This window comes from Kitasatospora sp. NPDC088548 (assembly GCF_044753005.1).
Lineage (GTDB): Bacteria > Actinomycetota > Actinomycetes > Streptomycetales > Streptomycetaceae > Kitasatospora.
This window is the reverse complement of record NZ_JBIVMI010000013.1, coordinates 156,043-174,272: the sequence shown is the minus strand read 5'-3', so window position 1 is coordinate 174,272 and position 18,230 is coordinate 156,043. Positions and strand designations below refer to the sequence as shown.

16 protein-coding genes and 3 tRNA genes are annotated in these 18,230 nt (G+C 71.7%); 3 read left to right on the top strand and 16 right to left on the bottom strand.

What is annotated here, in order from left to right:
- Positions 1-185: 185 nt before the first annotated feature.
- The 5 genes from rplA to ACIP82_RS18910 form a co-directional block, all read right to left on the bottom strand.
- Positions 186-908: a 50S ribosomal protein L1 gene (rplA, locus tag ACIP82_RS18930; protein ID WP_363605858.1), complete on the bottom strand. Its 723-nt coding sequence runs from the start codon at positions 906-908 to the stop codon at positions 186-188.
- A 77-nt stretch (positions 909-985) separates the two neighbouring features.
- Positions 986-1,420, bottom strand: coding sequence for a 50S ribosomal protein L11 (gene rplK, locus ACIP82_RS18925; protein WP_363605859.1), 435 nt, complete (start codon positions 1,418-1,420; stop codon positions 986-988).
- 162 nt (positions 1,421-1,582) lie between these two features.
- Positions 1,583-2,488, bottom strand: a complete 906-nt coding sequence (gene nusG, locus ACIP82_RS18920; protein WP_400654499.1) for a transcription termination/antitermination protein NusG — start codon at positions 2,486-2,488, stop codon at positions 1,583-1,585.
- Between the two features lie 210 nt (positions 2,489-2,698).
- A complete protein-coding gene (gene secE / locus ACIP82_RS18915; protein WP_363605860.1) occupies positions 2,699-3,058 on the bottom strand; it encodes a preprotein translocase subunit SecE in 360 nt (119 codons plus the stop codon).
- Positions 3,059-3,208: 150 nt separating this feature from the next.
- Positions 3,209-3,281 (bottom strand) — tRNA-Trp (locus tag ACIP82_RS18910).
- A 239-nt stretch (positions 3,282-3,520) separates the two neighbouring features.
- On the opposite strand from ACIP82_RS18910, the gene ACIP82_RS18905 reads away from it, so the two are divergent.
- Positions 3,521-4,768 carry a pyridoxal phosphate-dependent aminotransferase gene (locus ACIP82_RS18905; protein ID WP_363605861.1) on the top strand — a complete coding sequence of 416 codons (1,248 nt, stop codon included), beginning with the start codon at positions 3,521-3,523 and terminating at the stop codon, positions 4,766-4,768.
- A gap of 139 nt (positions 4,769-4,907) precedes the next feature.
- Complete coding sequence (locus ACIP82_RS18900) at positions 4,908-5,960, top strand: adenosine deaminase (protein WP_363605863.1); 1,053 nt, start codon at positions 4,908-4,910, stop codon at positions 5,958-5,960.
- On the opposite strand, the gene ACIP82_RS18895 is transcribed toward ACIP82_RS18900, so the two are convergent.
- The 6 genes from ACIP82_RS18895 to ACIP82_RS18870 form a co-directional block, all read right to left on the bottom strand.
- Positions 5,950-6,990, bottom strand: coding sequence for a UDP-N-acetylmuramate dehydrogenase (locus tag ACIP82_RS18895; protein WP_363605865.1), 1,041 nt, complete (start codon positions 6,988-6,990; stop codon positions 5,950-5,952). The two genes, ACIP82_RS18900 and ACIP82_RS18895, sit on opposite strands and share 11 nt — an antisense overlap.
- A gap of 54 nt (positions 6,991-7,044) precedes the next feature.
- Complete coding sequence (locus tag ACIP82_RS18890) at positions 7,045-7,467, bottom strand: MaoC family dehydratase (protein WP_363605866.1); 423 nt, start codon at positions 7,465-7,467, stop codon at positions 7,045-7,047.
- Between the two features lie 4 nt (positions 7,468-7,471).
- Positions 7,472-7,930, bottom strand: coding sequence for a MaoC family dehydratase N-terminal domain-containing protein (locus tag ACIP82_RS18885; protein ID WP_363605867.1), 459 nt, complete (start codon positions 7,928-7,930; stop codon positions 7,472-7,474).
- Positions 7,931-8,084: 154 nt separating this feature from the next.
- On the bottom strand, positions 8,085-8,249 hold the full coding sequence (rpmG, locus tag ACIP82_RS18880; RefSeq protein WP_006604855.1) for a 50S ribosomal protein L33: 165 nt from the start codon (positions 8,247-8,249) through the stop codon (positions 8,085-8,087).
- Between the two features lie 83 nt (positions 8,250-8,332).
- Positions 8,333-8,405: transfer RNA gene (locus ACIP82_RS18875), tRNA-Met, on the bottom strand.
- 43 nt (positions 8,406-8,448) lie between these two features.
- Positions 8,449-8,521, bottom strand: a tRNA-Thr gene (locus tag ACIP82_RS18870).
- Positions 8,522-8,774: 253 nt separating this feature from the next.
- On the opposite strand from ACIP82_RS18870, the gene ACIP82_RS18865 reads away from it, so the two are divergent.
- On the top strand, positions 8,775-10,046 hold the full coding sequence (locus ACIP82_RS18865) for a hydrolase (RefSeq protein ID WP_400654494.1): 1,272 nt from the start codon (positions 8,775-8,777) through the stop codon (positions 10,044-10,046).
- A 257-nt stretch (positions 10,047-10,303) separates the two neighbouring features.
- On the opposite strand, the gene ACIP82_RS18860 is transcribed toward ACIP82_RS18865, so the two are convergent.
- The 5 genes from ACIP82_RS18860 to kdpA all read right to left on the bottom strand — a co-directional run bounded on the left by ACIP82_RS18860 (position 10,304) and on the right by kdpA (position 18,229).
- Positions 10,304-10,978 carry a response regulator gene (locus tag ACIP82_RS18860; RefSeq protein WP_363605871.1) on the bottom strand — a complete coding sequence of 225 codons (675 nt, stop codon included), beginning with the start codon at positions 10,976-10,978 and terminating at the stop codon, positions 10,304-10,306.
- Positions 10,979-11,081: 103 nt separating this feature from the next.
- Positions 11,082-13,706 (bottom strand): ATP-binding protein, encoded by a 2,625-nt coding sequence (locus ACIP82_RS18855; RefSeq protein WP_400654491.1) that lies wholly within the window; start codon positions 13,704-13,706, stop codon positions 11,082-11,084.
- Between the two features lie 103 nt (positions 13,707-13,809).
- Positions 13,810-14,439: a potassium-transporting ATPase subunit KdpC gene (kdpC, locus tag ACIP82_RS18850; protein ID WP_400654489.1), complete on the bottom strand. Its 630-nt coding sequence runs from the start codon at positions 14,437-14,439 to the stop codon at positions 13,810-13,812.
- Positions 14,440-14,453: 14 nt separating this feature from the next.
- Complete coding sequence (gene kdpB / locus ACIP82_RS18845) at positions 14,454-16,568, bottom strand: potassium-transporting ATPase subunit KdpB (RefSeq protein WP_363605876.1); 2,115 nt, start codon at positions 16,566-16,568, stop codon at positions 14,454-14,456.
- Entirely contained in the window at positions 16,568-18,229 is a 1,662-nt protein-coding gene (kdpA, locus tag ACIP82_RS18840) for a potassium-transporting ATPase subunit KdpA (protein WP_363605878.1), read from the bottom strand. Before kdpA ends, kdpB begins: the two co-directional genes overlap by 1 nt.
- Position 18,230: the final 1 nt, after the last annotated feature.

Sequence of the window (18,230 nt, the reverse complement as noted above, 5' to 3'; positions counted from 1 at the left end):
GCGGTCGGCTGATCGATCACATGCGCGGACCGGCCGAGCGTACGACGGACCGCGCACCGGTCGCGCCCCGCCCCGGTCCCGGTCCGGGAACGACGACGGGCCCGCACCCCCGGTGAAGGGGGTACGGGCCCGTCGTACGGACTACTGCTGCGCCCAGGACGCGGCTACCGGTCGGAGCGGGAGGCTCAGAGGGCGGCCGGGTCCTCCTCGACCAGGAGGTTGCGGGTGCGGTTCGGGTCCACCTGGATGCCGGGGCCGATCGTGGTGGAGACCGCGGTCTTCTTGATGTAGCGGCCCTTGGCGGCGGACGGCTTGGCGCGGAGCACCTCGTCCAGCGCGGCGGCGTAGTTCTCGACCAGCTGCTCGTCGGTGAAGGAGACCTTACCGATGATGAAGTGCAGGTTCGAGTGCTTGTCGACGCGGAACTCGATCTTGCCGCCCTTGATCTCGTTCACGGCCTTGGCCACGTCCGGGGTCACGGTGCCGGTCTTCGGGTTCGGCATCAGGCCACGGGGACCGAGCACGCGGCCGAGGCGGCCGACCTTGCCCATGAGGTCCGGGGTGGCGACGACGGCGTCGAAGTCGAGGCGGCCCTTGGCGACCTCGTCGATGAGCTCGTCGGAGCCGACGATGTCGGCGCCCGCAGCACGCGCGGCCTCGGCACGCTCGCCGGTCGCGAAGACCAGGACCCGAGCGGTCTTACCGGTGCCGTGCGGGAGGATCACGGTGCTGCGGACCATCTGGTCGGCCTTGCGCGGGTCGACGCCCAGACGCATGGCGACCTCGACGGTGCCGTCGAACTTGGTGGTGCTGGTCGCCTTGGCGAGGCGGATGGCCTCGAGGGGGGCGTAAAGGCGCTCGCGGTCGACCTGAGCGTCCGCGGCCTTCAGAGCCTTGCTGCGCTTCACTGCTGCTCCTGAATGATGAATGGAGTTGTGGTATCAACGGGCCGCGCTGGCCCTACCACAGGGACGAAAAGAGCTGGTCAGCCCTCGACGGTGATGCCCATCGACCGGGCGGTGCCGGCGATGATCTTCGACGCCGCGTCCAGGTCGTTGGCGTTCAGGTCGGGCATCTTGACCGTGGCGATCTCGCGGACCTGGGCGCTGGTGAGCTTGGCGACCTTGGTCTTGTGCGGCTCGCTGGAGCCCTTGTCGACGCCCGCGGCCTTCAGGATGAGGCGCGCGGCTGGCGGCGTCTTCGTGATGAAGGTGAAGGAACGGTCGTCGTAGACCGTGATCTCCACCGGCACGATCATGCCGCGCTGCGACTCGGTCGCGGCGTTGTAGGCCTTGCAGAACTCCATGATGTTGACGCCGTGCTGGCCCAGCGCGGGGCCGACCGGCGGCGCCGGGTTGGCCGCACCGGCGTTGATCTGGAGCTTGATAAGCCCCGTGACCTTCTTCTTCTTGGGAGGCATTTCTCTCCGGGTCCTTCCGAGAGGTGATTGCTGGCGCGTGCGAGGCCGGGGCGACACCCGGCCGCCTGCACACACATCGGACCAGGCTAACGCGGATGCGCCGCTGGACCAAAACGACTTCGGGGCGGGGCCGAAGCCCCGCCCCGAAGCAGTGGCTTCGTACTAGTTCTTCTGGATCTGGTCGAAGGAGAGCTCGACCGGGGTCTCCCGGCCGAAGATCTCGACCAGGCCCTTGACCTTCTTCGAGTCCGGGTTGATCTCGTTGATGGTCGCCTGCAGGGTCGCGAACGGGCCGTCGGTGACGGTGACCGAGTCGCCGACCTCGAAGTCGAGCACCTGGATCTCGCTGGGCTTGACCGGGGAGGGCTTGCCGGCCTCCTTGGCCGCCTGGCGCTCCACGTCCGGGGCGAGCATCTTGACGACCTCGTCCAGGGTCAGCGGGTACGGGTCGTAGGCGTTGCCGACGAAGCCGGTGACACCGGGGGTGTTCCGCACGACGCCCCAGGACTCGGGGGTGAGGTCCATGCGCACCAGGACGTAGCCGGGGAGCTTGTTCTGGCGGATGGTCTTGCGGTCGCCGTTCTTGATCTGGACGACCTCCTCCTGCGGCACCTCGGCCTGGAAGATGTACTCCTCGACGTTCAGCGAGACCGCGCGCTGCTCCAGGTTCTGCTTCACCCGGTTCTCGTAGCCGGCGTAGGTGTGGATCACGTACCACTCGCCCGGCATGAAGCGCAGGTCCTCGCGGAACTTGGCGACCGGGTCGACCTCGACGGCCGGCTCGGCCTCCTCGTCGGCCTCGTCGGTGGCCTCCTCGTCGGCGGCGGCCTCGTCGGCGTCCTCGGCGGCGGGCTCCTCGTCGGACTCCACGTGCAGCGCGGCCTCCTCGGCGGGCTCGCCGGCCTCGGCCTCGTCGTACGCCTCGGCCTCGTCCTCGTCGCTGTCCGCGGCGTCCACGATCTGCTCGGCGGACTCGGCTTCGACAGCCAGCTCGGCCGCGTCCAGCTCGGCGGCGACATCCGCCTCGCGGACGGTCTCGTCGGCGTCGTACAGGGGGGACTCAGACACGGTGGCTGCTTCTTTCCTGGAGATGGTGAAGGTGGCGCGCTCCGGGATCGACTTCGGCGCGGCTCCGCTCACGCGGGCGCCAGGAGACGTCTCGGAGACTTCAACAGTACCGAGTCAACGGTAGCGGCCTCGTACGTTCGGCGCCGACAGCTCGACCCGGGCCGAGGATCGGCCCGGGTCGGGAAGCTGTTTCACAGGTGGGACGCTCGGTCAGCCGAAGATCCAGAGGCTGAGCTTGGAGAATCCGTAGTCGAGGCCGGCCACGAAGGCCATCACCACGACGACGAACACGACCACGACGGTGGTGTAGTTGACCAGCTCGCTGCGGGTGGGCCAGACGACCTTGCGCAGTTCGGCGATGATCTGGCGGTAGAACAGGGCAAGACGGGCGAACGCGCCCTTCTTGGCCCGCTTGCCGGACTTCTTGTCGCCTGAACGGTCTGCCCGCTTGCGGTCGCGGCGCGAAAGGGCCTTCTCATCGCCCTCGGCGGGCGTGGTCTCGGCAGCGCCGTCGGCACCCTCGGGGTTGCCGCTCTCAGGCGTTGCGGTGGAGCCCGTGGTCTCCGTCACTCGTCCTCACCTGAATCCGGGTCCTGCCGAGCATCACCTGCGTGCCCGACAGGGCACGAGCGGCCGGCTAAAGCGGGTGCTGATCGGTGCCCTCTCCGCATCAAGCCCGCTCGCTCTGTGGAGCGAACGGGCTGAATACGGATCAAGCAGCAGGGCAAGAGGGACTTGAACCCCCAACCGCCGGTTTTGGAGACCGGTGCTCTACCAATTGAGCTATTGCCCTACGGTGCCTCGCGGCTCCGGTAGCGACCACCAACCTACCTCATCTCCCGCCGCTGTCTGTACAGGCAGTGGAAGCTTTGGCTTCTCGGTGGCCGTCGAGCAGTGAGTGTACGTGGTCCGGGGGTGTTTGGTCGAACCTTTTCTTCGAGCCGTCGCAGGTCCGGGCCGCCATGTGGACGAGCGGGTACGCATGGTGAAACCGCCATGCCCGGTCCGTCCCGGTTCTGCGACGATGCAGGCATGAGCGCTTCCACCCCGCAGCCCGACAGTTCCGTCCGCCCCGCCGACCGACGGGTCTCCGCCCGGATCGGCGCCATCGCCGAGTCCGCGACCCTCGCCGTCGACGCCAAGGCCAAGGCCCTCAAGGCGGCCGGCCGTCCGGTGATCGGCTTCGGTGCCGGTGAGCCGGACTTCCCGACCCCGGACTACATCGTCGAGACGGCCGTCGAGGCCTGCCGCGACCCGAGGAACCACCGCTACACCCCGGCCGGCGGCCTGCCGGAGCTGAAGGCCGCGATCGCCGCCAAGACGCTGCGCGACTCCGGCTACGAGGTGGACGCCTCCCAGGTGCTGGTGACCAACGGTGGCAAGCAGGCGATCTACGAGGCGTTCGCCGCGATCCTCGACCCGGGCGACGAGGTCATCATCCCGGCCCCGTACTGGACCACCTACCCGGAGTCGGTGCAGCTGGCCGGCGGTGTGCCGGTGGAGGTCGTGGCCGACGAGACCACCGGCTACAAGGTCTCGGTCGAGCAGTTGGAGGCCGCCCGCACCGAGAACACCAAGGTGGTGCTCTTCGTCTCGCCGTCCAACCCGACCGGCGCGGTGTACACCGAGGCCGAGGCCGAGGCGATCGGCCGCTGGGCGCTGGAGCACGGCCTCTGGGTGCTCACCGACGAGATCTACGAGCACCTGGTCTACGGCGACGCGACGTTCACCTCGCTGCCGGCCCTGCTGCCCGAGCTGGCCGACAAGACCATCGTGGTCAACGGGGTCGCCAAGACCTACGCGATGACCGGCTGGCGGGTGGGCTGGGTGATCGGCCCCAAGGACGTCGTCAAGGCCGCGACCAACCTGCAGTCGCACGCCACCTCGAACGTCTCCAACGTCGCGCAGCGCGCCGCGATCGCCGCCGTCAGCGGCGACCTGACGGCCGTCGAGGAGATGCGCACCGCCTTCGACCGCCGCCGCAAGACCATCGTGCGGATGCTCAACGAGATCGAGGGCGTGCTCTGCCCCGAGCCCGAGGGCGCGTTCTACGCCTACCCGTCCGTCAAGGGCGTGCTGGGCAAGGAGATCCGCGGCAAGCGCCCGCAGACCTCCGGCGAGCTGGCGGCGCTGATCCTGGACGAGGCCGAGGTCGCGGTCGTCCCCGGCGAGGCCTTCGGCACCCCGGGCTACCTGCGGCTGTCCTACGCGCTCGGCGACGCCGACCTGGCCGAGGGCGTGAGCCGGATCCAGAAGCTGCTCGGCGAGGCCCGCGACTGACCCGCGCCGCACCGCCCCCGTCGGCGCCGACCCGGCGCATTGACGGGGCGCATTGAGTGGAACCGCCCCCTTTTCACCCCTTCGGGGGATGCGAAGGGGGCGGTTCCCGTATCCGGGCCCGATACGGCAGTATCGGCGAATGGAACGCCTGCCAAATCCGCGAGACGTCAGGGACCTCCCCAAGGCCCACCTGCACCTGCACTTCACCGGCTCGATGCGCCCCGCCACCCTGCTGGAACTGGCCGACAAACACGGCATCCGGCTGCCGGAGGCGCTCAGCTCCGGCGAGCCGCCCAGACTGCGGGCGACCGACGAACGCGGCTGGTTCCGCTTCCAGCGCCTCTACGACACCGCCCGCTCCGTCCTGCGGGGCGAGGACGACATCCGCCGGCTGGTGCTGGAGACCGCCCAGGACGAGCGGCGGGACGGCTCCCGCTGGCTGGAGATCCAGGTCGACCCGACCTCGTACGCGCCCATGCTCGGCGGGCTGATCCCCGCCCTGGAGCTGATCCTGGACGCCGTGGAGCAGGCCGCCGAGGCCACCGGGGTGGGCATCCGGGTGCTGGTCGCCGCGAACCGGATGAAGTCCCCGATGGACGCCCGGACCCTGGCCCGGCTGGCCGTCCGGTACGCCGACCGGGGCGTGGTCGGCTTCGGCCTCTCCAACGACGAGCGCCGCGGCCTCGCCCGGGACTTCGACCGGGCCTTCGACATCGCCCGCAAGGGCGGTCTGCTGGCCGCCCCGCACGGCGGCGAACTGGCCGGGCCGGAGTCCGTCCGGGACTGCCTGGACGACCTGGGCGCGGGCCGGATCGGTCACGGCGTCCGGGCCGCCGAGGACCCCTGGCTGATGCAGCGGCTGGCGGACCGCCAGATCACCTGCGAGGTCTGCCCGTCCTCCAACGTCTCGCTGGGCGTCTACGAGTTCGCCGAGGACGTCCCGCTGCGCAGGCTGTTCGACGCCGGCGTGCCGCTGGCGCTCGGCGCCGACGACCCGCTGCTGTTCGGCAGCCGGCTGGCCGACCAGTACGCCCTGGCCCGCGACGTGCTCGGCTTCGGCGACGCCGAGCTCGCCGAGCTGGCCCGCCAGTCGGTGCGCGGCTCGCGCGCCCCGGAGAGCGTCCGCAAGGAACTGCTGGCGGACATCGACACCTGGCTGGGGGACGGCACCGGCCCGTGGCCTACAGCCTGACGCCCACCATCACCGGCTCGTTGACCAGCTCGACGCCGAAGGCCGCCCGGACCCCGTCGCGGATCTCCCGGGCCAGCGCCAGCAGGTCGTCGGCGGTGGCGGCGCCGCGGTTGGTCAGGGCCAGGGTGTGCTTGGTGGAGAGGGTGGCCGGGCCGTCGCCGTAGCCCTTGCCGAAGCCGGCCCGGTCGATCAGCCAGGCCGCCGAGGTCTTGGTGCAACCGTCCGGCGCCGGGTAGGCGGGGGCGTTCTCGGTGCCCGGGCGGGTGCGGAAGGACTCGTACTGGGCGGCCGTCAGCACCGGGTTGGTGAAGAAGGAGCCCGCCGACCAGGTGTCGTGGTCGGCCGCGTCCAGCACCATGCCCTTGCCCGAACGCAGCGCCAGCACGGCGTTCCAGGCGACGTCGACGCCGACCCGCTCGCCCTGCTCGACGCCCAGGTGGCGGGCCGTCTCGGCGTAGCGGACGGGGGTGGAGAGGCCGCCGTTGTCCTCCAGCGCGAAGCGCACCCGGAGCACCACGTAGCGGTCCGGGTCGGCCTTGAAGCGGCTGTGCCGGTAGGAGAAGACGCACTCGGCGTTGGAGAGGGTGACCACCTCGCCGGCCCGGCGGTCGTACGCGACCACCTCGGTGACGGACTGCGCCACCTCCTGGCCGTACGCGCCGACGTTCTGCACGGGCGTGGCGCCGGCCGACCCGGGGATGCCGGCCAGGAACTCGATGCCGGCCAGGCCGTGGCCGACGGTGCGGGCCACCGCGTCCTCCCAGACCTCGCCGGCGGCCAGCTCCAGCGTGAGGCCGTCCAGCGCGAAGCCGGTGGTGGCGATCCGCAGCACGGTGCCGGCGAAACCGGCGTCACCGATCACCAGGTTGGAGCCGCCGCCGATGACGAGCAGCGGCTCGCCGGCCGCGTCGGCCTCACGGACGGCGGCCACCACCTCGTCGTCGGTGTGCGCGGACACCAGTCGGCGGGCCGGGCCGCCGAGCCGGAGGGTGGTGAGCGGGGCGAGGGGGGCGTCGAGTTCTACCAGCACGCCCACCAGCGTACGGGGAGGGCGCGGCGCCCCTCTCCCCGTACGCCCCGGGGCTCAGGCCAGCCGGACGACCGCGCGGGACATGCCCAGCACCTTCCGGCCGTCGGCGGTGGCCAGCAGGTCGACCTGGACCCTGCGGTCGTCCAGCAGCTTGGCCACCTTGCCGGTGACCTCGATCACGGCGCCGACGCCGTCGTTGGGCACCGGCACCGGGCGGGTGAACCGCACGCCGTACTCGACCACCGCGGCCGGGTCGCCGACCCAGTCGGTGACCACCCGGATCGCCTCGGCCATGGTGAACATGCCGTGCGCGATGACGTCCGGCAGGCCGACCTCCAGGGCGAACTTCTCGTTCCAGTGGATCGGGTTGAAGTCGCCGGAGGCACCCGCGTACCGCACCAGGGTGGCGCGCGTCACGGGAAAGGACTGCGCGGGCAGCTCGGTGCCGACCGCGACCTCGTCATAGCTGATCGCCATCGCGTTACTCCCCCGCCTCGTCGGCGGCCCGGGCCACCAGGGTCATGATCGACGTCACCACGTGCTCGCCGCTGCCGTCCGTCACCTCGCCACGCACCGTGAGGACGTCGTTGCCGGCGAGCGACTTGATGTTGTCGATGGTCACCGCGACCGAGAGCCGGTCCCCCGCGCGCACCGGCCGGGTGTAGGCGAACTTCTGGTCCCCGTGCACCACCCGGGTGTAGTCCAGGCCCAGCTGCGGGTCCTCGACCACCTGGCCGGCGGCCTGGTAGGTGATCACGAACGGGAAGGTCGGCGGGGCGATCACGTCCGGGTGGCCGAGGGCCCTGGCGGCCTCCGGGTCGCTGTACGCGGGGTTGGCGTCGCCCACGGCGACGGCGAACTCGCGGATCTTCTCCCGGCCGACCTCGTACGGCTCGGTGGGCGGATAGGTCCGCCCGATGAAGGAGGGGTCGAGCGCCATGGGCAACTCCTCAACTGTCCGGTGCCACCGAAGTGGGTCACAGAGAGCGGGTCACGGAAACGGGTGACAAAAAAGACTCCGGACCGCACCCAGTGAGGGATGCGGCCCGGAGTCGAAGACCTGAGTCACACAGGCCCGATGCCCTGCAACAGGGTCAGCGGGTCTCGCGGTGCGCGGTGTGCGAGTTGCAGCGGGGGCAGTGCTTCTTCATCTCAAGACGGTCCGGGTCGTTACGCCGGTTCTTCTTGGTGATGTAGTTCCGCTCCTTGCACTCCACGCAGGCCAGCGTGATCTTCGGGCGGACATCGGTGGCAGCCACGGGAGTGCCTTCCTTGGACAATGAATAAGAACACAACAAGAGTAGCCGACCGGGAGTGCGATCTCCCGACCGACTACGCGGGGTAGCGGTGACCGGACTTGAACCGGTGACACAGCGATTATGAGCCGCTTGCTCTACCAACTGAGCTACACCGCCACAGTGATCCGCAGCACAGCCGTAGCTGACCGCTTTTCACCAGAGCCCCCATGCGGAATCGAACCGCAGACCTTCTCCTTACCATGGAGACGCTCTACCGACTGAGCTATAGGGGCGAACGAGGAAGAGATTACACGTTCCGCGCCCAGAGGTGAAATCCGTATCCCGGCGCGAAGACCGCAGGTCGGCGGGGTGCGCGGATGACCGATCGAAGGCCGGGCGTTCGACCACCCCCCCGGCCGCGCGGCCCGACCCGATACGACTATTGCCCGCCTCCCGTCGCCCCGCGCCCGGCCGCCATAGGCTCGTCGCTCATTGATCGGGACGGGCCGGGGTACGAGACGGGCCAGCGCGAGAAGGAGCCGGGCGATGGACAGCGCACCCGCCGACGGGCCTCAGCCGGGACCCGGCCCGGCGGCCAACCCGCTCGGGCACGGCCCCGTCCTGCTGCTCACCGACGCCCGGCTCGCCGACGGCCGGGTGGTGGACGTACGGATCAGCGGCGACCGGATCCAGGCCGTCGGCACCGCCGGCAGCCTCGGACCGCTGCCCGCCCTGCCGGGCACCCCCACGGCCACCACCGGCGCCCGGATCGACCTCAAGGGCTACCTGCTGCTGCCCGCCCCCGCCGAGGCGCACGCCCACTACGACGTCGCCTTCTCCGCCGCGCTGCCCGCTCCGCCGCCGGAGACCCCCACCGACCTCACCCGCCGGGTCACCGAGGCCGCGCTCACCTCGCTCGGCTACGGCGCCACCGCCCAGCGCACCCACGTCCGGATCGGCGACGTGCACGGGCTGCGCCGGCTGGAGGCCGTGCTCACCGCCCGGCAGGCGCTGCGCGGCCTGGCCGAGCTCCAGGCGGTCGCCATGCCCCGGCTGCTCACCGGCCGCGCCGGGGCGGACGGCCGGGCCCAGCTGCGCGAAGCCCTCAAGCTGGGCGCCACCGCGGCCGGGGGCTGCCCCGAACTGGACCCGGACCCGGCGGGGTACGCCCAGGTGCTGCTGGAGGCCGCCCGGGAGGCGGACTGCCCGGTCGACCTGCACGCCACGGCCGCCGACCCGGCGCGGCTGGCCCGGCTGGCGAGCGCGCTCGCCCCGCTGCGGCCGCGGGTGATGCTCGGCCCGTGCGGCGCGCTGGCGCCGGGCTCCCCTGCGGTGCTGGCCGGTCACGGCATCCGGGTGGTCTGCCTGCCGCAGAACGGCTGCTGCACCGGGCTGGAGGGCCGGCCCAGCGGGCTGCGGCCGGGGCTGCTGCGCGAGCTGACGGAGGCCGGGGTGCCGCTCGCGGCGGGCAGCGGTTCGCTGCGCGACGCCGCCAACCCGGTCGGGCGGGCCGATCCGCTGGAGGCCGCGTACCTGCTGGCGGCGAGCGGGGTGCTGGCCCCGGAGGCGGCGTACGACGCGGTGGCGAACCAGGCGCGGGTGGCGCTCGGGCTCCCCCCGGTCCGGGTGGACGCCGGGTTCCCGGCCGAGCTGCTGGCGGTGCGCGGGGACAGCCTGGCGGGGGCGCTCGCGGGCGGTCACAGCCGCCTGGTGGTGCACAGCGGACGGATCGTCAGCCGGACCAGCGCGGTCCGGGAGTTCGCCGACACGGTGGCGCTGGCCCTGCCCCGGCAGTCCGGCGGCGCCGGCGGCGGCTGACCGCGGGCCGGGGCCGAAACAGATGGGGGCGCGCGGTGTTGAACCGCGCGCCCCTCCCCCACCTGCTGGCCGCCGATGACGTCGGTGGGCCCCACCGGCGGCGGAGCGGCCCCAGGCATCCCCCACATGGAGCGGGGCCGCTCTCCCAGCGCTGACGCTACGCCCACGGACGACCCGTTCCGCCCGCCCTTGACGCCCTCCTGTCGTGCGACTGGCCCCCCTTGACGGACCGTTGACACCGCGGGGTTCCCGTCCGGTCAGGGCTCGTAGCGGTAGCCGATGCCGGGCTCGGTGATCAGATGGCGCGGCCGGGCCGGGTCGCGTTCCAGCTTGCGGCGCAGGCCGGCCAGGTAGACCCGCAGGTAGTTGCCGCGCTCCTCCTGGGCCGGCCCCCAGACCTCGCGCAGGATCCGCCGGCCGGGCACCAGCCGGCCGGGGCTGGCGAGCAGCAGGGCGAGGATGCGCCACTCGGTCGGGGTGAGCCGGACCGGGCCGTCCGGGCCGCTGACGGTGGTGGCGGCGAGGTCCACGGTGTGGTCGCCGATCACCGGTGCGGGCAGGGCGATCCCGCCCGGCGGCCGGCGCAGCACGGCGCGCAGCCGGGCCAGCAGCTCCTCCATCAGGAAGGGCTTGGTGAGGTAGTCGTCGGCGCCGGCGTCGAGGGCGCCGACCTTGTCGGCGGCGCCGGCCCGGCCGGAGAGCACGATGATCGGCACGGCGCTGCGGCTGCGCAGGCTCCGGATCACCTCCATGCCGTCCAGGTCGGGCAGGCCGAGGTCGAGCAGCACGGCGTCGGGCGCGGTGTGCGCGGCCCGGTCGAGGGCCTCCCCGCCGCTGGCCGCCGTCCGGACGGCGTACTGCCGGGCGCTCAGGTTGATCCGCAGGGTGCGCAGCAGCGCGGGTTCGTCGTCAACGATCAGGATCTCGCTCATGCGCGCGCCACTCCCCCGGTCCCGGAGGCCGGAAGGTGCCCCCGTCGCCCGGCGCCCGCCTCGCGGGACAGGCGCGTTTCGGTCATTCGTCGGCTTCGCTCTCTCATACGGGCGCTTCTCCCGGGTGGGCGGCGGGCAGGGTGAGCAGCATGGTGGTGCCGCCACCGGGGGTGTCCTCGACCTCCAGACTGCCGCCCATGGCCTCGGCGAGGCCGCGGGAGAGGGCGAGACCGAGGCCGACGCCGGTGGTGTTGTCGGTGTCGCCGAGGCGCTGGAAGGGCAGGAAGACCCGGTCGCGGTCCTCGGGGGCGATGCCGGGGCCGCGGTCGATCACCCGGAGCTCGACCTGGTCCCGGTGGTGGCTGGCGGTGACCAGCACGGGTGCGCCGGGGGCGTTGTGGCGCAGGGCGTTGGTGATGACGTTGGCGAGGACGCGTTCCAGCAGCGGCGGGTCGGCGAGGACGGCGGGCGCGGTGTCCAGGTCGAGCGGCTGGACCGGGGCGTACGGGTCGGGGAGGGTGTCCAGGGCCCGGGGCAGGATCTCGTCGAGGTGGGTCTCGGCGAGGTGCAGGGTGAGCGCGCCCGCCTGGAGGCGGCTCATGTCGAGCAGGTTGTCGACCAGCCGGGTGAGCCTGACCAGGGACTCGTCGGCGGTGGCGAGGAGTTCGGCCTGGTCCTCGGCGGAGAACTCGACGTCGGGGCTGCGCAGCGAGCCGACCGAGGCGAGGGCGGCGGCGAGCGGGGTGCGCAGGTCGTGGCTGACGGCGGCGAGCAGGGCGGTGCGCATCCGGTCGGCGGCCTTGATGGGTTCGACCTCGGCGGCGACGACGGCGAGCCGGTCGCGTTCGAGGGCGGCGGCGACGTGGGCGGCGAAGGCGGTGAGGACGCGCTGGTCGGCGGCGGGCAGCCGGCGGCCGGTGAGGACCAGGACGGCGTCCGCGCCGACCGGGACCTCGGTGGTCTCGCCGGTTCTGGCGCTTCCGGCGCGGTCGGGGGCGGCGGGGGTGTCGGGGGCGCCGTCGGCCGGGGCCTCCCCGTCGCAGCGGGCCAGCACCTCGCCGCCGGCGCGTTCCAGCAGGGCGACGGAGTCCATGCCGAAGGCCGTCCGGGACTTCTCCAGCAGGGCGGGCAGGGCGTCGGCGCCCCGCAGCACGCTGCCGGCGAGGGTGGAGAGGGTCTCGGCCTCGGCGGTGGCCCGGGCGGCGCGGCTGGTGAGCCGGGTCGCGTGGTCGACCACGGTGGAGACGGCGAGCGCGACGGCGGCGAAGACCACCAGCGCGACGATGTTGTTGGTCTCGCCGATGGTCAGGGTGTGCACGGGCGGGATGAAGAAGTAGTTCAGCAGCAGCGAGGCGACCACCGAGGCCAGCAGGGCCGAGGTGGCACCGCCGAGCAGGGCGACGACGACCACGCCGAGCTGGAAGATCAGCGCGTCGGTGGTGAGGTTCACCCGCTCGGGCGCCTGCGAGAGCAGGGCCGTCAGCAGCCAGGGCAGGACGAGCCCGGCGAGGTAGCCGGCGATGGTGCGGCGCCGGGAGTGGCGGCGGCCGAGCGAGGGCAGCCGGCCGCGGCCGGTGAACTCGTGGGTGACCATGTGGACGTCGATGTCCTCGGAGGCGTCCACGGTGGTCTCGCCGATGCCGGGGCCGGTGAGGAAGCGGGTGATCCGGCCGCGGCGGCTGGTGCCCAGGACCAGCTGGGTGGCGTCGTGGGCGCGGGCGAAGGCCAGCAGCGCGGTGGGGATGTCGTCGCCGACGACCACGTGGTAGCTGCCGCCGAGGGTCTCGACCAGCTGCCGCTGCTGGGCGAGTGCGCCGGAGGAGGCGCCGGCCAGGCCGTCGCTGCGGGTGACGTGGACGGCCAGCAGGTCGCCGCCGGCGGTGCGGAGGGAGGGGCGGCGCGGCGCGTCACCGTCGGGGGCGGTGGTGGGCGACGGGCGGGAGATCCGGGCGGCGCGGCGGATCAGGGTCTCGCCCTCGGGGCCGCCGGTGAGGGCGACCACGACGCGTTCGCGGGTCTCCCAGACCCGGTCGATGTTGTGGCTGGCCCGGTAGTCGCGCAGGCCCTCGTCGACCCGCCCGGCCACCCAGAGCAGGGCGAGTTCGCGCAGGGCGGTGAGGTTGCCGACCCGGAAGTAGTTGGAGAGCGCGGCGTCCACCTTCTCCGCCTTGTAGACGTTGCCGTGGGCCATCCGGCGGCGCAGCGCCTGGGGGGCCATGTCGACGAGCTCGATCTGGTCGGCCCGGCGGACCACCTCGTCCGGGACGGTCTCGCGCTGCGGGATGCCGGTGATCTTCTGGACGACGTCGTTCAGCGATTCCAGGTGCTGGATGTTGACGGTGGTGATGACGTCGATCCCGGCGTCCAGCAGTTCCTCGACGTCCTGCCAGCGCTTGGCGTTGCGGCCGCCGGGGATGTTGGTGTGGGCCAGTTCGTCCACGAGGGCCACGGACGGCCGGCGGGCGAGGACGGCGTCGAGGTCCATCTCCTCGAAGTCGCTGTCGCGGTAGGAGCGGCTGACCCTCGGCAGCAGCTCCAGGCCGTCCACCAGCGCCTCGGTGTAGCGGCGGCCGTGGCACTCGATGTAGCCGACCACCACGTCCGCGCCGCGTTCCCGTCTGCGCCGGGCCTCGTCCAGCATCCGGTAGGTCTTGCCCACACCGGGGGCGGAGCCGAGGTACACCCTCAGCCGGCCTCGGCGGGAGCCGGGGGTGAGGTCGCGGGCCATGGGCGCTCTTTCGTACGAGGGAGGGTACGGCGGCGGCCGACCCCGGCCGGGGGCTGCTGCCCCGGCCCGGGTCGGCCTGTTCAGGGATTTTTCGGACGGATCGTCACTTCTGCTCCGACAGCGCGGTGTTGAGCAGTACGACGTTTACGCCCTCCTGTCCGAGGAAGCCGAGCGAGCGCCCCTCGGTGTACTTCTCGACCAGCTTGCGCACGGTCTCCTCGGGCAGGTCGCGGGCCTTGGCGACCCGGGCGACCTGCTCCTGCGCGTAGGCGACGGAGATCTGCGGGTCGAGGCCGGAGCCGGAGGCGGTGACCGCGTCCACCGGCACGCTCGCCGGGTCGACGCCGTCGAACGCGGCGACGGCCGCACGGCGGTCCTCGACGGTCTTCAGCAGGTCCTCGCTGTTCGGGCCGAGGTTGGAGGCGCCGGAGCTCTTCGGGTCGTAGCCGCCGGCGGAGGGCCGCGGCTGGAACCACTTCGGGTCCGGCCTGGCCTCCTCCTTCTCGTCGTCCGGGTTCTGCTTGGGGAGGTTGTAGCTCTGGCCGAGCAGGCTGGAACCGACCTCCTTGCCGTCGAGCTCCACGATCGAGCCGTTGGCCTTGTCGTCGAGCACCAGCTGGCTGATCCCGGTGATCAGCAGGGGGTAGGCGAGACCGAGGATCACCGTCATCACCAGCAGCATCCGCAGCGCGGTGAAGTGCGTGCGCACGGTGGTGGGCAGGGGCTTGGACATCAGGTGCTCCTTTCTCAGCTCAGGCCGGGGACGAACTGGACGACCAGGTCGATCAGTTTGATCCCGGCGAAGGGGACGATCAGACCGCCGAAGCCGTACAGCCCGAGGTTGCGGCGCAGCAGGGAGCCGGCGTCGGACGGGCGGTAGCGGACGCCGCGCAGGGCGAGCGGGATGAGGCCGATGATGACCAGGGCGTTGAAGATGATCGCCGAGGTGATCGCGGACTGCGGGCTGTGCAGGTGCATGATGTTGAGCTTGTCGAGGCCCGGGTAGACCGCCGCGAACATCGCCGGGATGATCGCGAAGTACTTCGCGACGTCGTTGGCGATGGAGAAGGTGGTCAGCGCGCCGCGGGTGATCAGCAACTGCTTGCCGATCTCGACGATCTCGATCAGCTTGGTGGGGTTGGAGTCCAGGTCGACCATGTTCCCGGCCTCCTTGGCCGCCATGGTCCCGGTGTTCATCGCGACACCGACGTCGGCCTGGGCGAGGGCGGGGGCGTCGTTGGTGCCGTCCCCGGTCATCGCGACCAGCTTGCCGCCGGCCTGCTCCTTCTTGATGAGGGCCATCTTGTCCTCGGGGGTGGCCTCGGCGAGGAAGTCGTCCACGCCGGCCTCCTCCGCGATCGCCCTGGCGGTCAGCGGGTTGTCGCCGGTGATCATGATGGTCTTGATGCCCATCCGGCGCAGCTCGTCGAAGCGCTCCCGCATGCCCTCCTTGACCACGTCCTTGAGGTGGATGACACCCAGGACGCGGGCGGGGGCGGAGCCCACCCTGTCGGCGACCACGAGCGGCGTGCCGCCGGCCGCGGAGATCCCGTCGACCAGCGCGGAGACCTCGCCGCCGACCGAACCGCCCTGCTCGGTCACCCAGTTGGTGACCGCGGCGGCCGCGCCCTTGCGGACCTGGTGGACGGCCTCGGCCTCGTCCAGGTCGACGCCGGACATCCGGGTCTGGGCCGTGAAGGGCACCCAGGTGGCGTGGGTCAACTCGCCCTGGGCGCGGGCCCGCAGGCCGTACCCGGTCTTGGCGAGGACCACGATCGAGCGGCCCTCCGGGGTCTCGTCGGCGAGCGACGACAGCTGCGCGGCACCGGCCAGTTCCTCCGTGCCCACGCCGGGGGCCGGCAGGAACTCGGCGGCCTGGCGGTTGCCGAGGGTGATGGTGCCGGTCTTGTCGAGCAGCAGGGTGTTGACGTCCCCGGCCGCCTCGACGGCCCGGCCGGACATCGCCAGCACGTTGCGCTGCACCAGCCGGTCCATGCCGGCGATGCCGATCGCGGAGAGCAGCGCGCCGATGGTGGTCGGGATGAGCGCCACGATCAGGGCGACCAGCACGATCATCGACTGCGGGGCGCCCGCGTAGGTGGCCATCGGCTGGAGCGTGACGACCGCGATCAGGAAGACGATGGTCAGCGAGGCCAGCAGGATGTTGAGCGCGATCTCGTTCGGCGTCTTCTGCCGGGCGGCGCCCTCGACCAGGGCGATCATCCGGTCGATGAAGGTCTTGCCCGGCTCGGAGGAGATCTTCACCACGATCCGGTCGGAGAGCACCCTGGTGCCGCCGGTCACCGCGGAGCGGTCACCGCCCGACTCGCGGATCACCGGCGCGGACTCTCCGGTGATCGCCGACTCGTCCACGGACGCGACGCCCTCGACCACGTCACCGTCGCCGGGGATGATCTGCCCGGCCTCGACCACCACGTGGTCGCCGAGCGCCAGCGCGGTGCCGGAGACCTCCTCCTCGGCCCGCGAGGCCGGCCAGTCGGTCAGCCGCCGGGCCATGGTGTCGGTCCTGGTCCTGCGCAGGGTGTCCGCCTGCGCCTTGCCGCGGCCCTCGGCGACGGCCTCGGCCAGGTTGGCGAAGACGGTGGTCAGCCAGAGCCAGACGGTGATGGACCAGGCGAACACGGACGGGTCGGCGATCGCGGCGACGGTGGTGACCACCGAGCCGACCTCGACCACGAACATGACCGGGTTCCTGACCATCACCCGGGGGTCCAGCTTCTTCACCGCGTCCGGGAGGGAGGCGACTATCAGCCTGGGGTCGAGGAGGCCGTTGGAGACTCTGTGCGGCGCCGCGCTCTCCGTCTTCTCGAGCGGTGCGGGGGTGAGCGTAGGGGTGGACATCAGGAGAGACCTTCCGCGATCGGCCCGAGAGCGAGGGCCGGGAAGTAGGTGAGACCGACGACGATCAGGACGACGCCCGACAGCAGGCCCACGAAGAGCGGCTTGTGGGTGGGCAGGGTGCCCGGAGTGGCGGGAACCGGCTGCTGCCGCGCGAGCGAGCCCGCCAGCGCCAGCACGAAGACCATCGGCAGGAAGCGGCCGAACACCATCGCCAGACCGATCGCGGTGTCGTACCAGTCGGTGTTGACCGTGATGCCCGCGAACGCCGAGCCGTTGTTGTTGGCACCCGAGGTGAACGCGTACAGCACCTCGGAGAAGCCGTGGGCGCCCGAGTTGAGCATCCCGGCACGCTCGCCCGGCAGCGACATCGCCAGGCCCGTGCCGACCAGCACGATCGTCGGCGTGGTCAGGATGTACAGCGAGGCGAACTTCATCTCGCGGCCGCCGAGCTTCTTGCCCAGGTACTCCGGCGTCCGGCCGACCATCAGACCGGCCACGAAGACCGCGACGACCGCCAGGATCAGCATGCCGTACAGGCCGGAGCCGGTACCGCCGGGCGCGATCTCACCCAGCATCATGTTGAACATCGCGATCCCGCCGCCGAACGGCGAGTACGAGTCGTGGAAGGAGTTCACCGCGCCGGTCGAGGTCAGCGTGGTGGAGGCGGCGAACAGGCTGGAGGCCGCGATACCGAACCGCTGCTCCTTGCCCTCCATCGCCCCGCCGGCGGCCTGCATCGCGCTGCCGGAGTGCTGCGTCTCGGAGAAGGTGATCAGCGCGGCCGAGGCCACCCAGAACAGGCCCATCACGGCGAGGATCGCGTAGCCCTGGCGGTTGTCCCCGACCATCCGGCCGAAGGCGCGGGGCAGCGCGAACGGGATCAGCAGGATGAGGAAGATCTCCACCAGGTTGCTGAACCCGGTCGGGTTCTCGAACGGGTGCGCCGAGTTGGCGTTGTAGAAGCCGCCGCCGTTGGTGCCGAGCAGCTTGATGACCTCCTGCGAGGCCACCGGACCGCCCGGGACCGACTGCGGGTCGCCGGCCAGCGTGGCGACCTCGTGGAAGCCGTGGAAGTTCTGCACCACGCCGTTGGCGACCAGCACCAGCGCGAAGACGATCGCGATCGGCAGCAGCAGGCGCAGCGTGATCCGGGTGAGGTCCACCCAGAAGTTGCCGACCCGGTCGGTGCGGTTGCGGGTGAAGCCCCGGATCAGCGTGGCGACGATCGCGATGCCGACGGCCGAGGAGACGAAGTTCTGCACCGCCAGGCCGGCCATCTGGGCCACGTGGCCCATCGCGGACTCACCGCCGTAGGACTGCCAGTTGGTGTTGGCCACGAAGGAGATCGCGGTGTTCCAGGCCTGGTGACCCTCCATCTGCGGCACGCCGAGGCTCAGCAGCAGATATCCCTGAAGGCGGATCAGCCCGTACAGGAAGAGGACCGAGACGGCCGAGAAGGCCAGCACCGAACGGAGGTAGACCGGCCAGCGCTGGTCGGCGTCGCCGTCCACGCCGATGACCTTGTACAGGCCGCGCTCGACTCCGAGGTGCCTGGGAGTGGTGAGGATTCTGGCGATGTAGTCGCCGAGGGGGCGGTAGCACAGGGCCAGCGCGCCCACCAGGGCGAGGGCCTGCAGCCAGCCCGCGAGGGTGGAACCCATG